The sequence below is a fragment of the Moorena sp. SIO4G3 genome (assembly GCF_010692305.1).
Taxonomy (GTDB): domain Bacteria; phylum Cyanobacteriota; class Cyanobacteriia; order Cyanobacteriales; family Coleofasciculaceae; genus Moorena; species Moorena producens_A.
In genome coordinates, this window is record NZ_JAAHIG010000083.1 from 13378 (window position 1) to 28634 (window position 15257).

11 protein-coding genes are annotated in these 15257 nt (G+C 43.0%); 6 read left to right on the plus strand and 5 right to left on the minus strand.

All coding sequences use genetic code 11. From position 1 onward, the window contains the following. Positions 1-104: 104 nt before the first annotated feature. Both F6J99_RS16750 and F6J99_RS16755 read left to right on the plus strand, forming a co-directional pair. Positions 105-1439 (plus strand): TrkH family potassium uptake protein, encoded by a 1335-nt coding sequence (locus F6J99_RS16750; RefSeq protein ID WP_293113907.1) that lies wholly within the window; start codon positions 105-107, stop codon positions 1437-1439. Between the two features lie 125 nt (positions 1440-1564). After that, entirely contained in the window at positions 1565-2260 is a 696-nt protein-coding gene (locus F6J99_RS16755; RefSeq protein ID WP_293113908.1) for a TrkA family potassium uptake protein, read from the plus strand. Here F6J99_RS16755 and F6J99_RS16760 read toward each other — a convergent pair. Then, positions 2257-3648 carry a tetratricopeptide repeat protein gene (locus F6J99_RS16760; RefSeq protein WP_293113909.1) on the minus strand — a complete coding sequence of 464 codons (1392 nt, stop codon included), beginning with the start codon at positions 3646-3648 and terminating at the stop codon, positions 2257-2259. The genes F6J99_RS16755 and F6J99_RS16760 overlap by 4 nt on opposite strands. A gap of 99 nt (positions 3649-3747) precedes the next feature. On the opposite strand from F6J99_RS16760, the gene F6J99_RS16765 reads away from it, so the two are divergent. Further along, entirely contained in the window at positions 3748-5100 is a 1353-nt protein-coding gene (locus F6J99_RS16765) for a TldD/PmbA family protein (protein WP_293113910.1), read from the plus strand. Between the two features lie 127 nt (positions 5101-5227). Here the strand turns inward: F6J99_RS16765 and F6J99_RS16770 are convergent, their stop codons facing one another. Next, positions 5228-7177, minus strand: coding sequence for an ATP-binding protein (locus tag F6J99_RS16770; protein ID WP_293113911.1), 1950 nt, complete (start codon positions 7175-7177; stop codon positions 5228-5230). Positions 7178-7230: 53 nt separating this feature from the next. Next, positions 7231-8169, minus strand: coding sequence for a phosphate/phosphite/phosphonate ABC transporter substrate-binding protein (locus F6J99_RS16775; protein WP_293113912.1), 939 nt, complete (start codon positions 8167-8169; stop codon positions 7231-7233). Positions 8170-9659: 1490 nt separating this feature from the next. On the opposite strand from F6J99_RS16775, the gene F6J99_RS16780 reads away from it, so the two are divergent. Continuing rightward, complete coding sequence (locus F6J99_RS16780) at positions 9660-11420, plus strand: choice-of-anchor I family protein (RefSeq protein WP_293113913.1); 1761 nt, start codon at positions 9660-9662, stop codon at positions 11418-11420. A gap of 489 nt (positions 11421-11909) precedes the next feature. On the opposite strand, the gene F6J99_RS16785 is transcribed toward F6J99_RS16780, so the two are convergent. Continuing rightward, positions 11910-13358 (minus strand): hypothetical protein, encoded by a 1449-nt coding sequence (locus tag F6J99_RS16785; RefSeq protein ID WP_293113914.1) that lies wholly within the window; start codon positions 13356-13358, stop codon positions 11910-11912. 244 nt (positions 13359-13602) lie between these two features. Next, entirely contained in the window at positions 13603-14046 is a 444-nt protein-coding gene (locus F6J99_RS16790; protein WP_293113915.1) for a secondary thiamine-phosphate synthase enzyme YjbQ, read from the minus strand. A gap of 61 nt (positions 14047-14107) precedes the next feature. Here F6J99_RS16790 and F6J99_RS16795 point away from each other — a divergent pair, with 61 nt between their 5' ends. Together F6J99_RS16795 and F6J99_RS16800 are read left to right on the plus strand one after the other, a co-directional pair. After that, complete coding sequence (locus F6J99_RS16795) at positions 14108-14350, plus strand: hypothetical protein (protein WP_071103904.1); 243 nt, start codon at positions 14108-14110, stop codon at positions 14348-14350. Positions 14351-14514: 164 nt separating this feature from the next. Further along, positions 14515-15257, plus strand: a 743-nt coding sequence (locus F6J99_RS16800; protein ID WP_293113916.1) for a cyclase family protein, incomplete at its 3' end; no start/stop codon positions are given.

A 15257-nucleotide genomic window follows, 5' to 3' on the forward strand; every position in this document is an offset into this window, starting at 1 on the left:
TGGCACACCGTGATCCGCTACTAAGGAAAAAGGGTCTTGACAGATGGTAAATCACAAATGAACAATGACAAAGACAAAGGACAAAGACAAATAACAAATGAGACATGACTATTCCCCGAACCATTTGCCTTGGATTCCTTTCCGTAATTGCCATCGGAACTCTTTTGCTAATGATGCCATTTGCTGCTAGCGATGGCACATGGACTAACCCCATGGTGGCACTATTCACCTCAACTTCTGCTGTCTGTGTTACTGGTCTAGTGGTTGTCGATACTGGCTCCTATTTTTCCTTTTGGGGACAGTTGATTGTGCTTGGCCTCTTTCAAATTGGCGGTTTGGGCTATATGACCACCACCACATTTCTCATTTTACTACTAGGGCGCAAGTTCAAATTGAAGCAGAAAATCGCCATTCAACAAGCTTTAGATCGACAAGGTTTACAAGACAGTGCAGCATTAATTCGTTCCATCATTGCCACAGCAATAATTTTTGAAATTACAGGCATTTTTCTACTTTTACTAGTTTTTGTTCCCGATTATGGATTATACCAGGGACTCTGGTTAGCCATTTTTCATAGCATCAGTGCTTGGAATAATGCTGGATTTAGTCTGTTTCCAGACAGTTTAACAAGTTATCAGTCATCTCTTCTCCTCAATCTAGTGATCACAACTCTAATTATCTGCGGTGGCATTGGTCAACAGGTAATTTTTGAGTTTTATCTTTGGTTGCGCGATCGCATTCTCCGACGACGTCAGTCTCTGGAATTTTCCCTGAATTTTAAAGTAGTCACTAGCACCACTATCTTTTTGTTAATAGTGGGATTAATCGCATTTTTATTGATCGAATTTAATAATTATAACACTTTAGGATCTTCAACATTATCAGACAAATTTCTCCAAGCCTGGTTTCAGTCAGTTACCACCAGAACCGCAGGATTTAATAGTATTGATATTGGTAAAATGACCACAGCAGGGTTATTTCTTACCATTGCAATGATGTTTTTTGGAGCCAGTCCCGGGGGAACAGGTGGTGGCATCAAGACTACAACAGTAAGAATTTTAGTTAGTTCTACCAAAGCAATTTTACAAGGCAAAGAAGAGGTTTATCTATATAAGCGCCAGGTGCCAATTGAGATAATTCTAAAAGCCATTGGAGTCTTAGTCGGATCAGTCACTACAGTAATTCTCTCAACACTTTTAATTTCCCTAGCTGAGCCAAATATGGATTTTATTGAGATTTTATTTGAAGTTGTCTCAGCCTTTGCTACTGTCGGTCTGTCCACAGGGATTACCCCAGACGTTTCTACCTGGACAAAGCTAGTTTTAATTGGAACAATGTACATTGGCAGGGTTGGAGTTTTGTTGCTCATGGCATCCCTACTAGGAGAACCCCGTCCCAGTTCAGTTCACTATCCAGAAGAAAACTTACTTGTGGGATAATCCTAGGGAAAAGGTCTACTTGCTTGCCAATGGCAAATGGCAATTAACACTTAACAATAAACAAGTAACACGTAAAAACTTACTAAAACTACAAGGGATACACTAAGCAAGTCACAGGAGGCATCGTGAATCTATCATTTTTAACATTCTTGCGTAACCTACCCAAAGAGAATAAACAGTTTGCCGTTATTGGATTAGGGCGTTTTGGTCGAGCCGTCTGTTCCACACTATACCAACTTGGCTATGAGGTTCTGGGTACTGATATTGATGAAAAACTAGTGTCCCAAGTGTTAACCGAGAAAATAGCTTCCCATGCTGTGCAGCTCGATTCAAAAGAACCCTTAGCCTTGAAAGAAGCCGGAATTTTAGAATTTGATACAGTAATTATTGCCATCGGTAACTATTTACAAGAAAGCATTATCACCACCCTCAACTTAAAAGAAGCAGGAGTTTCTTACGTCATTGCCAAAGCTTCCTCAGAAGTTCATGGCAAGCTGTTAAAACGGGTAGGAGCCGATCATGTAGTTTTTCCTGAGAATGACGCAGGTTGTGCTTTAGCACGCTCCCTTACCAAACCATCCATTTTGGAATGGTTTGACCTAGACTCTAAGCACAGTATTGTCGAGGTCAGAGTGCCAGAAAAATTTGATGGCAAAACCATTATGGAACTGGAATTGCGCAAGCGCTATGGCTTGACTGTCCTGGCTATCAAAGGAGATGCTGAATTTGAGATTAACCCTGACCCTAATCAACTGCTGTACAAAGATATGCTTATGGTTATCATTGGCTCCAACGCCGATATTGACCGCTTACCCATCTAAAGCGTAGGAATCCCTCTTTCTGGTTCAGACTTTTCCGGTTCCATCTGTTCAGTTTCAGTGGACTGTACCTCAGGAGTTTCTTGGGATTCTACCTCCAGAATGTCAGGAGACTTCATCTGTGGAATTTCAGGAGAGTCTACCTCAGGAGTTTCTTGAGTATCAACCAAAGAAGCTTCTGGTTCTAGCTGCTTGATGTACTCATCAACCTCTGTCACCTTTTCCTCATTACCACCAAAGGCGAATAACTCTCTAGCTTTGACCAAAGAAGAGATAGCTTCCTCTCGCTGTTGAGACTTTTCTAAGACTACACCCAAGTTGTAATGACCTTCTGCTAATGCCGGAGACAGGGTAAGAGCTTGCTGATATTCAGCCATGGCGTCCTCATACTGTTCTTGCTGTTGTAGAGCAACACCAAGGTTGTAGTGGGTCAAGGCGTGGTAAGGATCCAGTTGCACAGCTAATTTGAGTGTGGTAACTGCTTCGGCGTAGTCACCATTGGCTGTCAGTGCTGCCCCTAGCTGTCGGTAAGCATCCACATTTTCCGGTTCCAGTTCCGTCACCAAGCGAAACCGAGTAATCGCTTCCGCCAACTCCCCTTTCTCAAACAAAATTACCGCTAATTGATACTGAGCCGGAGCCAAGTTCGGGTCAACCTTAACTGCTTCCCTAAAGGATTCCTCTGCCGCTGACTTTTCCCCTTGCTCCACCAGTAATACTCCTAACTGGTAGTGTGCTTTCTCCAATTTAGGTTGAGTGCGAACTGCTTGTCTGAGTGCAGTAGTTGCTGGTCCAATCTGCTCTTGCTCGACTAAAATCAGTCCCATGTTATAGTAGGCTTTGCCATAATCTGGGTCTAGGCGAATGGTGGCTTGGTAGTGTTCGATCGCCTCTTCTTGATTACCCTGAGATTCCAGGGCTAACCCTAAGTTATAATAAATATCAGCTGATTCAGGATTGAAAGACAACGCCTGTCGATAAGCAGCGATCGCACTATCGGGTGCCCCTTCCTTGTAAAAAGCAATGCCTAAGTTGTAATAAGCTTGTGACAAGGTTGGGTCAAGGGCAATAGCAATTTGGTATTGTTCCAATGCCAGCTGGTTCTTACCCTGCTGCAAAAACGTATTCGCCAACAAATAACGTCCCATGGCCATATAGGGGTCAAACTCAAGGGCTTTACGAAAAGCGCGCTCTGCCCCAGGAAAGTCCCGACGTCCGTACAGTTTCACCCCAACTTGAAAGTATGAAGCCGCATCCAGGTTATTGGAGTATGGACCTTCCATCAACTGCTTGGTTCCTTTATACTCAGGAATCTCTTTCCCTTCAGCTTGACCAAAACTTGTCAAACCAAAGCTGATGATAGTGGCAGCTAGCAGCGGTATCGTTCTCATTCACCCTTTTCCTATACGCTGAGACATTTTTGGTATACTACAGGATAATATTTTTTTACTAGAATAATTCGCCGCTTATCAAGCCCATCCCCACAGGAAATGACCCTAGCTGCTGCTCCGATATGCGATCGCAAAGATCAAGCCCTATCCCTAGTTGATTCAGTTATTGCCCAATCCCAAGCAGAAGGGGTATTCGTCAGTCTCAGCCTTGGTGACGAATTTCTGAGCCGCTTCTCGGAAAATCAGATTACCCAGAATATCAGCCGCCAACGCTGCCAACTTACCATTACCAGTTATTTCGGTAAGCGTTGTGCCTCTGCTACCACAACAGAACTAGACCCAGAGGCAATAGCCCAAACTATCCAACGTTCAGAACAACTGGCTCGCATTGCCCCAGAAGATCCTGAATGGGTACCCCTACTCGAATCCCAGGATTATGAGCAACGCACCCCAGCCTTCGATCAAGCCACCGCTAACCTTTCCCCCTTGGAACGGGGAGAAATAGTCAAGGGAGTATGTACCTTAACTGCTAAGGCAGGAGTCGAAGGGTCGGGTAAGCTTAGTACTCAAGCTTTTTTACGAGTTGTGGGGAACTCCCAAGGGTTACGAGCCTTAGACCAAGGTACAGAGGCAGACTGTAGCGTGACAGCCCGTATAGACGATGGTTCAAGTTGGAGTCATAGCACCGCCTTTGCCATAGAGCAGTTACCGATTTTAGAGAAGTCATCGATAACAGGTCTAATTGAACGAGCCTTAGCCTCACGTCACCCCCGTCAGGTCAATCCAGGCACCTACCCAGTCATCTTTGATGGTGCTGCCTTTGCGGAATTGCTGTCTTGGGTAATCTGGAATATGGATGCTCGGGCAGCGGATGAAGGACGTTCCTTTATGTCCCATAGTGATCAAACCGGTAAGCCTACTGGTAACCGCTTGGGTCATCCAATGTTTAGCCCTATCGTCCAGGTACAACGCGACCCTGCTCATCCCCTACTCCAATTAGGCACTTGCTTTCGGGATGGGTTGAGTAATCGCTACACCGAGGTGATTAAGGATGGTATTCCCCAAATCCTTTACTATAGCCGCTATTGGGCAGCTCAGAAAGGTAAAGATCCAACCGGACTATTGTTTCCCATTGTCATGTCCGGTTCTAGCCAAAGTCTAGCTGACCTGATTGCCCAGACAGAGCGAGGTATTTTGGTAAATCGTGCTTGGTATGTGCGCTATGTCAATCCCAAAACCCTAGAAGTCACAGGGATGACTCGTGATGGCACATTCTGGATTGAAGACGGTCAGATTGCCTACCCGATTAAAAACCTGCGCTTTAACCAAAGCCTGCCCCAAATGTTGAAAGAAGTCGATGCCCTAACAAAAGTACAGCGCTACGGTAATATCGTAGTTCCAGGAGTTCGGGTCAAGGCATTTAACTTTGATAGTATCACTGACAGCATTTGAGGCAAATCATGAATGATGAAATATGAAGAATTAAAGAAGAAAGCTGTCATGTGAAATGTGAAAGCTCACATGTGAAAACTTTACCTTTTACCTTTTGCCTTCACTTAACCCATTACCCATTACCCATTTAGCCCTTAGGTGTTTCTGCTTTGGGGTCATTTACTACAGCAGGACAACGAATGGTAAAGGTAGAGCCAACACCAATCTGGCTTGTCACGCTAATTTTACAACCCATCATCTCGCAGAAGCGTTGGCTGATGGAAAGACCTAAACCCGTTCCACCATACTTTTTGGTGGTTGAATTATCTGCCTGGGTAAATGGTTGAAATACTTTGTTAAGCTGTTCTGGAGTCATACCAATGCCAGTATCAGTTACTGAGAAGATCAACCAATGATCAGATTCGAGATTCGCTAAGGTATTGGGGGAGGTAGGAATATCGATGGTGCTGTAGGAAGGACTTGAGGATCTCGAATAAGGTTGGGATAACTCCAAGATGAGTTCGTTCTTGCCATTCCTATGGTTACTTCCTTCACGCTTAATGCTAAAAGTAATCGTGCCTGTCTCAGTGAATTTTGCAGCATTACTTAGCAAGTTTAACAGAACCTGCTTGAGCTTAGTCCGGTCAGCCACCATTGTCCCGAGAGAGTCAGCACTGCTGATCTTTAGACTATTGTTCTTTTTCTGCATCAGTGGCTTAGCAAGGCTTTCCAATTCCACTATCAGGGTGGTAACATCAAAGCTTTCTAAGTACAGGTTCATCTTGCCCGCTTCAATCTTTGAAATGTCTAGAACATCACTGATCAGTGTGAGCAGGTGCGTACCAGAGTTCCAAATCTCCTTTAAGTCAGAGACGAACTCGTCATAGCCTAACTCCTCGGCATCTTCCCACAGCAACTGACTTAAGCCCAGAATACCGTTAAGGGGTGTCCTTAGCTCATGGCTCATACTAGCCATAAACGCACTCTTGGCATGGTTGGCTTCTTCAGCCGCTTCTTTTGCCTGTTGCAATTCAATCTGAGCCAACTTGTTCTCCGTAATATCCCGGACAATGGTCAGCACTTCGTTATCTCCACTGACCACAATCCTTGCTTCAAAATGGCGGCGTTGGCCATTAATAAACCTCTCATGTTCAAAGATTTGGATCTCCCCAGTTTCCAAAGCTTGCTTAACATTGCGGATATAAAGTTGAGCTATATCTGGTGGTAATACATCATACACCGTTTTACCCAAGACTTGATCAAAAGACCCAAAAGAGTTCTGATTCCTTGCCACTTTATAATCTAGAAATATACCATCGTTGCTAAAGTGCAACATTAAATCTGGGATAGCATTAAGTAAGGCTCGATTTTTCTCTTCACTTTGGCGCAGAGCTTCAGCTCGCTGTTCCAAACTTGCAACGAGTTTTTGCAGCCGGGAAGTCATGCTGTTGAAGGAATCTGCCAACTCCGCTAGCTCATCCTTGGTGTGAACAGTAATCGTCTGGTTCAAGTTCCCAGCCGCCAGACGCTTGGTTGCAGCAGTCATCTGTTGCAATGGTTCAGTGATTGACCGACTCAGCAGCAGTGCCAACAGGGTACCAGCAGCCGCTGCAGTTACTGCCACCACTAGACCTTGATTGCGTACCGCAGCACTTTTATTATTCAGGGGAGCTGTAGACAGTCCGACACTAATCGCTCCCACTGTCTGATTCCCTAGAATCACTGCCTTACCAGCAAAAAGTTGGTTATTTTCCCACCTAACAACTGTATCTTTACTCCTTAGCAGCTCCTGGCCAACAGAGTTACTCTCGAGACTATACACCTGACCGTCTACCGGATTGGCTTCGGCTACAATACGTCCATCTTTTTGGTAGATGAAACCCTCCTCAACTAACCCCTGCTCCCCCAGCTGCTCCATGACCTGCTCCAAAGAATCAGCATCTGCAAGGTAGAGCGCATCAGCAGTCACTAAGATCAGAGTCTTAAGCAATAGTTCAGCCTGTTGCTTGAGTTCTTTACGAAAGGTTTGTTGCTCACGGTGCAGAGATAGCATGGTGACACTAGCCACTGCCACAATGACCAAGCTAGTCATGGTCATTGTCAGTTTAGTGGCTAATGGCCATTGTCTCCAGCTAAATCTGCCCATGGAATTTACCGATTCTCAACAATGTTGTATAATTGTTGCATCCTGTCCAACCCCTGTAGAGTTGGGAATTCATCAAACTTAGCAGTCTTCTGGAACTTAGTCAGCACTTCTTTGCCCTTGGGGTCCTCATCCATGGTAGTCAGGATACTTTTGAGCTGAGCCATTAACTCAGGATCCATATTGGCTGGAACCATCACGACTTGCCGAGGCACTTTTTCCGTCTCAGCCAGGATAGTCATGGCTTGCCGGACATCCTCGGGGACTTGCGCGAAAGTCTGGTTATCCACTGCACCAGCGTCTGCCTTTGAGCTAATCACCCATTGGATAGTATTTTCATCATCATCACTGAAGATATACCCCACCTCATTAGCTGCCACTACATCACTAGCTGATCCCTTTTCCTTAGGCTTCAAACCTGCTTCAATCAGATAAGCCATAGGTAACATATAGCCAGAGGTCGATTGTCTATCATCAAACGCGACCTTCTTACCCTTGAGGTCAGCTAGGGATTTAATCCCTCGGTCTTTCATAGTAAAGATAATCGTGTGGTACTCAGCATCACCCCGTTTCCAGCGGCGCAAAATTGGTTGAGCACCAGACTCTTGATTAATCCTCATGGCTGGGTAGAGACTATCGAAGTATAGGTGTACCTCCCCTTCTTTGAGCCAATTGATCATGGTCGGAAAATCCGAGGCAATTTTTATTTCGCCAGCGTTAATATCGAACTGACTCAAGTTCTCAGCCAGGTAATCTGCCAGGGGCTGGAAGCGGCGGATCTTTTTGGCTGGATTCTTTGAAATATCACCTAAGACAATAACCTTAGTGTCTTCAGAAATTGTCGATGGCTCTAAGCTAGGGTTTGATTGTTCTGCTGGTTGACTACAGCTCACTAAGGAAGTGAGCAGACCAACGAGCATAACTTTTCCTAACAGCTTGGTTAACATAGTGTCCTACTCTCAATTACAGTTAGAACCGATGTCTTCACAGGTAGATACTAGGGTTAGCCATGTCAGGATGGCTACCTTAGCCAACTTAGCAAAGTTTTCAGTGAATCTACCTAAGAATAGCCATTTCCTGCAGGACACTCTACCTCAACACAAAAGCCCATAGGTAAATTCACTGATTCGGTTATCCCCTTGAACTGTAGATGCCTTAGTAATTCCTTGGGTTAGGTGAAGATCAATACAGGGAACTTTATGCCAGAACACCCTAGTGCAGTTGGGGTAGAGCGAGTTGCATGCTTTGAGGGAATGACACACTCGCCTGATGGACAAAGGGAAAAGGTATTCGTCTTACCCCAAGCCCTTTTCCTTGTCCTCGTAGGTTTTGCCTCCGAAAAATCATCTCTTTGAGAGTACCTTAGTTTCACCAGTTTCACCTCCCCATAGACACCCTCTGCTAAAGCAGACCTTGCATAGCTCGAAGCTCCGGTTTCTTGAGAAGTCATAGATTACCCTCCCGGTTAGACAATGACTCTTGAGCATCAGAGTAGATGCATTAGTGTGGTAGAACCTAGGAGCTATTTTATATGGTATCACTTTATCTGGTCAGATCACATTATCTACTTACTAGCAATTGTTTTGAAAACTTAATAGTTATGGGATTTTAATGTACACCTTATACTAGATATCGAATTAATTAATTGTATAACTTTAATATTTTTTAATTATTTTTTGGGTTAAATAAGTGATTTTTTGTGTCCATTAATTCTGGTTATTATCCCATGGAGTATAGGATTTAAAATATCAAGGAATCACGAAAAAAATTGATAATATAATTTTTTATATTAATTTAAAAGTTCTTCGTTATAGGATTAATTTCAAATTCAATAATGCTACTTGGTAGTATAACTCGATCGACACTCTAAATTTGCCTGAAAAAGGTTAAATACCCTAAAGACTATTTATAATGGCGGTGTTTGACACTATGCTCTCGATTAATAATAGTTAATATGAATAAAAAAAAGATTTTTTTGTTTAAAAATAGCTAGGTTTTAGTTTATAAAACTACAGAAAGAAGAACTCCTAATTATGAGGAATAGTTAAAGGGATAATTTTTTTTATATAAAAACTTAATCATATATCCAAAACTATGCTAATATTTCTTAATCATATTCTGCAAATTACCGCCAAAGTGGCGTGAAACAAAGTTGGATTAGCTTTTAAATTAAAGTTATCCCATCAGGCTGTGGTGATTCCTTATTTAAAGATTGAGTAAAGACTTTGTGAAGTTTCAGTAAATATTTGGTGAAGTTTCAGTGAAAATTACTAGAACTACACGAAATTGATCACTGATTTAAAAAATTTCTCATAATTGCATCATAAATTGCATCAGAGCCATTTAATTTACAGTATTAGCTAAGTATTATCTATACCTAGACGGAGCAAGGAACACCATGGTAAAAGATCAGAGTCCATCTATTTCTCATAGAAAAATGCCTAAGATCATACAATCAACCATTAACTCAACATTGCTGTTGGGTATACTAACATCACCTGCCGCAGCCTTCTCCCTAGACATCAAACCGATTTCTACCTTTTCCACGGGAATCTTCGATGATGGAGCGGCGGAGATATCGACTTTCGATCCACTCAGCCAAAGGTTATTCGTTACCAATGCTAGTAGCAATCAAGTCGATGTCCTGAATTTTGTCGGAGGCAACCTTTCGTTATCCACCACCATCCCCCTGGCATCGTTTGGGGCAACACCAACCAGTATTGCCTCTAGCAATGGCTTACTAGCGGTTTCCGTAGCCAATGAAGTGCAAACTGATCCAGGCACAGTGGCTTTCTTTGACACCAACGGTAAATTCAAAACATCGGTCAGGGTTGGTGCCTTGCCTGACGCAGTAACCTTTACCCCAAATGGCAGAAAGTTACTGGTTGCCAATGAAGCAGAGCCAGCCTTCTCAGAGACTTTAGGTCAGATCGTTAATCCAAAGGGGTCGGTTAGTATTATCGACCTTCTTGACCCGAAGCATCCTACTGTCAGGACTGCAGACTTTAGTTCGTTCTCAAAACAGGATCTGGAAAACCAGGGAGTGCAGCTGTTTGTCGATGCATTCGAAGAAATTGAGGCTTCATCCCAGGAGGAATTCGGCATTGAGAATTTATTCCAGTCCCCGATTACCCCTGATCGGGATCTCCAACCGGAAAACATCACTGTCTCAGAGGATGGTAAAACTGCCTGGGTAGCACTCCAGGAAAACAATGCCATTGGTGTTCTAAACCTAGAAACTAATAAGTTCACCAACGTTGTGGGTCTCGGTGTCAAAGATCACAGTCAGCCTAATAATGGTTTAGATACTAGCGATAGAGACGATGCTATCAATATCGAAAACAGGCCAGTGTTTGGGTTATTCCAGCCAGACCAACTTGATGTCTATACCGTTGACGGCATAACTTACTTAGTGACTGCTAACGAAGGCGATTTCCTCCGCATTGAGGGTGACTTAGACGGTCAAGAAGAAACGTTTTTCCAGGAAGATGATCGGATAGATGACTTAGTGTTAGACCCAACTGCCTTCCCTGATGCGATCGCTCTACAAGAAGATGATGTTCTAGGACGTTTGCAAGTGTCAACGATTAATGGTGACCCTGATGGAGACGGTGACTTTGACGAACTGTTTGCCTTTGGAGGACGCTCGTTCTCAATTTGGAAGGTAATAGAGGATGACTTAGAGCTAGTTTTTGACAGTGGCGATGCTTTTGAACAAATAACTGCTGATCTATTTCCGGATTTCTTCAACGCTGAGGCTGAGGAAAACAACTTTGATAACCGCAGCGACAATAGAGGTCCGGAACCCCAGGGGATAAAACTGGTTGAGTTATTCGGTCGCACCTTTGCCTTCATCGGTTTTGAGCAGATTGGTGGCTTCATAGTCTATGACGTTACCGATCCTGAAAATCCATTCTTTGTGAATTACATCAACAACCGTGACTTCCTAGGGGATCCTGAGGCTGGTACAGCAGGGGATCTTGGTCCTGAAGGATTGCTTTTCATATCAGCAGAGGATAGTCCCAATGACACACCGATGCTAGTTGTTAACAATGAGGTCAGTGGCACAACTACTGTCTACTCAATCGAAAAAGTACCAGAACCAAGTTCTATATTGGGTCTGTTACACGTTATTGCTTTAGGGTGTATGGCTTGGAAGCGAAAGCTTTCAACAACATGTAAAGAAACTAGCCTTTAAAAGCAAGGAAGACTGGGGGAATCATATCTCCTCCAGTTTAATCACTTGGTATGCAGGTAAATCGTTAATTGTTAATTGTTAATTATTAATCGTTAATTGTCTATGTAATTATTTAGGTGTAGGGGTTGACAAACTCTGTAACTTGTGAATTTGGCAGCAAAAACCAGCAAATTTGGATCGTTTCATACAGTTTGATTCATTCTGCTGGCAAAATGGTCAAAAGAGATTCTAAATCCACCCCAAAACCTGAATAATTACATTTTCAATTTTAAATTTTTAATACACATCACACCCTTTCATCTAATAAATTTAACCGAAATTTAATCTAAGTTTAATCGAAATTTTATCTAATTTTTATCTAATTTTTATATCATCAATGTATTAAAACTGTTTTAATTGGTATTATTCCATCATCCCATCACTCCATCACTCCCTAAACGAATTTTCCATTGAGGGGGCAAGAAGTCATGAATTGGGTTATGAATTGGGTCAAGGCCAAGGAATCTGGGGATTAGCCGCCAACTCGCTAGCCACTGCTGCTGCGCCATATTGATTCAGATGACTCGGATCAGCAAAATACTGATTTTGGTTTAGCCACTGGCTCCCCATATCGATAAAGATAAATCCTTGATCAGTTTGTTTGAGCATCCACTGCTGCAATTTCTGTTCACGACTCAGACGCACTGGATCTAAATAGTCTTTGGTAAGGGGTAAGTTAACCACCACTAAGGGAATCTTTTGTTGCCTCAAAAAGCTTTTAATAGCATTGACAGCAGTAGTCTGTTTACCAGCAAAACTGAAGGGCTGATAATCGGCATCATATCTCCCTGACACTCGTGGATGGCTCCGATAGTAAATTTTTGGGTTAAAGGTGCCATTCATAGGGAGAAAACCATTAGCATTGATGGCAAAAGTACTATAGCCAGTGTTGGCGGGAGTTAACTGTTTTGAAACCAGTTGCAGGTTGCAGGTTGCAGGGTCTAGGTTGCAGGGTCTAGGTTGCCGATTTGAAGTTAAGGTCGCTGTTGCCCAAAGTCTAGTTTCTGGTGCCCATTTTTGATAAAGTTTAGTAGTAACACTGGAAATAGTAGACTCAGAAATAGCTTGGCAAGTATTAACTGATTCCTTTTGACTTTTAGGAAGTGTGGGGCGATCGCCTGCCAGCAAACGTTTATATCCCTCAGAGGCGACAAGGGATTGATAGGTGCGGTCTACTCGTCCACTATTGAAGGCACGCACCCCATCAGCCCAGATCACTAACTGTGGCAATTGTTCTGGAGTCAGGAGCTGACGGAGTTGGAAGTCAACAAATTGAGCTGTGGCACCATTGACCCCAAAATTGAAAACCTTTAGCTCTCCTTTGCCTAAAATCCCTAAGGATTTTTGGAGTTGCTGAGGATCAAGCCCTTGCAATGCCCGCGAACTACCTACAATTAGAATGTCAGGCCTACCAACGGCAGCAATATAGGATAGATAAAGCCGTAGCTGCTGATCAAATATTTCGTTATCAAAACTAGAGAAGGGCAAGGATGACGTGGTTGCTACTGCTTCAAGGTACGCTAACTCTAGGTTATTGATATATTCAGCAATTTTTTTTTGAGCAAAAATCCGTTTAGGACTGTCTGCTGGGATAGCTTGCAAATCCTCAATGGCTTGAATCCACTCATTGATCACAAAATGCCAATCTTCTGTTGATCGAGCTAATTGTGCCATTGCAGTTGCTCTTCGTTCTTTTTTCATACCCTTGGTAATCGGATCAATAGCAGAGCAGGCTGGGGGAGAACCCTGATCGACTACTTGATTCCCAGAGGATACTGCTGCTGAGGGCAATAGTGTGTTTGCTGCATGGTAGAGTGGCGTAGTCTTCCAAAAGCCAGCCGCAAGTAGAAGTGATGCTATGGTAGCGCTACTGTAGAGTCTAAACCAGAATTTCCGCATGGTTTTGATGGGGTAGGCTCAACTTACTTCAATAAGTTCAAACTCGAACTATGTTGACACTCTACCCTTCTTATAAGGAAGAATATTCTTAGTGAGAGCGAGTCCACTATTACCTATTTTAGCACAATTGTTATCCCAATGTATGAAAAGAGTTGGCTCAGCTCATGCTATCTATAATTATCTATAATTATGATAATGGTGTTTAGTTAAACCGTGCTGACTCAGCCAATTACTAGTAAGATAGTTAGTAGATTTCACCACATAGTTGAATTAAAACAGTTCTTTCTCTAGGACCATCTAATTCAACGAATAAAACAGATTGCCAGGTGCCCAAAGCTAATTTTCCATCAATAATAGGAATATATTCGCTGTTGTTTAGCATCATGGCCATTAGGTGAGAGTGGGCATTGATCGGCTCATCAGGAGGTACAATCCTTAAGTGCAGGTCATTATGGAGATATTTACCATCTTTAGGGGCTAGCTTGTCTAGATGGACTTTGATATCTTCGAGTAATCGTTCTTCGTATTCATTAATTGCTAACGCAGTAGTTGTATGTCTGGAAAAAACTAAAGCATGACCGTTTTTAACCCCAGTAACCTCTAGTAATTTGCTGATGTAATCGGTGATATTGTAGATGGCTATAGGTTCGTGGGTTTTAAGTTCGATTATTTCACTCTTGACCAGCATGACTGCACACCAATAAACTAATAACGTTGACAATTAAACTAAAATACCAGAAATTTTGAAGATGAAAGAGCAATTGCTCCGTTGGCTTAACCAAATTTTAATGCTCGATGTTTTTCTAGTCTTATTGAGCTTTTTTTGGTTTGCGATCGCATTGGTTGGTCGTTCGGTTGGTATTCCCTTGGGACTGGAACTATGGTACAGCCTTTGGGAACCAGTATTTACTCCCGCCATTGGCGTGCTGATGGCTGGAGCAATAGTTAGTGGACTAATTAACCAGATTTCTAAGCGTTTGACGTCGAACTGAGTGACTAAGTGCCTAAGTGTGTAAATGCGTAAGTTCTCAAAAATAACCAATAACTATATAAATATGGATAGAACATGGAAACTGTTTCATCCTTAATCCTTAATGCTTCATGGTTTATCCTTAATCCTTGATACTTCATTTGATAATTTTTCTAGGAAAGAGCCATGTTGCGTAACGCTGTGTTGGTCTTAACCATGATTTTCATAGTCGGTTTGGCAAACCCGAGCACTGCCCAAACCGCTGACTACCCCAGTCTTTGGGATAAATTAGCAGAACTAAAGTCCCATGAGTTTGTGGATTTAACCCATACCTTTCATCCCCAGATTCCCCACTGGCCAGGCTTTGATCCTGAAACACGCACCACAACCTACTACTACGATGAGATGGTTGGCACCAAGGGGTCTGGATTTTGGGCACAGCGCTATAATATTCCAGGTCAGTGGGGTACCCACGTTGATCCGCCAGCTCATTTCGTTAGGGGTAAACGGTTTCAGGATGAAATCCCGGTCACTGAAATGGTGCTACCTCTTGTGGTAATTGATGTCAGCGACAAGGTCAGTCACAACCCCGACTATCAAATTACCCTGGACGATGTACAAGCTTGGGAACAGAAATACGGTTTAGTGCCAGAAGGGGCATTTGTAGCAATGCGTACGGATTGGTCTAAGGCTTGGCCTAGTATGACCAAAATGCGTAATGCTGACGCTAATGGTATTGCCCATTATCCTGGCTGGAGTGCTGAAGTACTGAAATATCTGTACGAAGAACGCTACATTACTGCTTCCGGTCATGAACCCACTGATACTGACCCTGGAATTGCCACTAGCCAAGGGGACTATTCCCTAGAAAATTATATTCTCAGCCAAGACAAGTATCAGATCGAGTTGCTGACTAACTTGGATCAGGT

Bases quoted from the DNA above. Each gene is read 5' to 3' on its own strand.
- F6J99_RS16750 (WP_293113907.1), top strand. From the start codon at position 105: ATGACTATTCCCCGAACCATTTGCCTTGGATTCCTTTCCGTAATTGCC.
- F6J99_RS16760 (WP_293113909.1), bottom strand. From the start codon at position 3,648: ATGAGAACGATACCGCTGCTAGCTGCCACTATCATCAGCTTTGGTTTG.
- F6J99_RS16765 (WP_293113910.1), top strand. From the start codon at position 3,748: ATGACCCTAGCTGCTGCTCCGATATGCGATCGCAAAGATCAAGCCCTA.
- F6J99_RS16770 (WP_293113911.1), bottom strand. From the start codon at position 7,177: ATGACCATGACTAGCTTGGTCATTGTGGCAGTGGCTAGTGTCACCATG.
- F6J99_RS16775 (WP_293113912.1), bottom strand. From the start codon at position 8,169: ATGTTAACCAAGCTGTTAGGAAAAGTTATGCTCGTTGGTCTGCTCACT.
- F6J99_RS16780 (WP_293113913.1), top strand. From the start codon at position 9,660: ATGCCTAAGATCATACAATCAACCATTAACTCAACATTGCTGTTGGGT.
- F6J99_RS16785 (WP_293113914.1), bottom strand. From the start codon at position 13,358: ATGCGGAAATTCTGGTTTAGACTCTACAGTAGCGCTACCATAGCATCA.
- F6J99_RS16790 (WP_293113915.1), bottom strand. From the start codon at position 14,046: ATGCTGGTCAAGAGTGAAATAATCGAACTTAAAACCCACGAACCTATA.
- F6J99_RS16795 (WP_071103904.1), top strand. From the start codon at position 14,108: ATGAAAGAGCAATTGCTCCGTTGGCTTAACCAAATTTTAATGCTCGAT.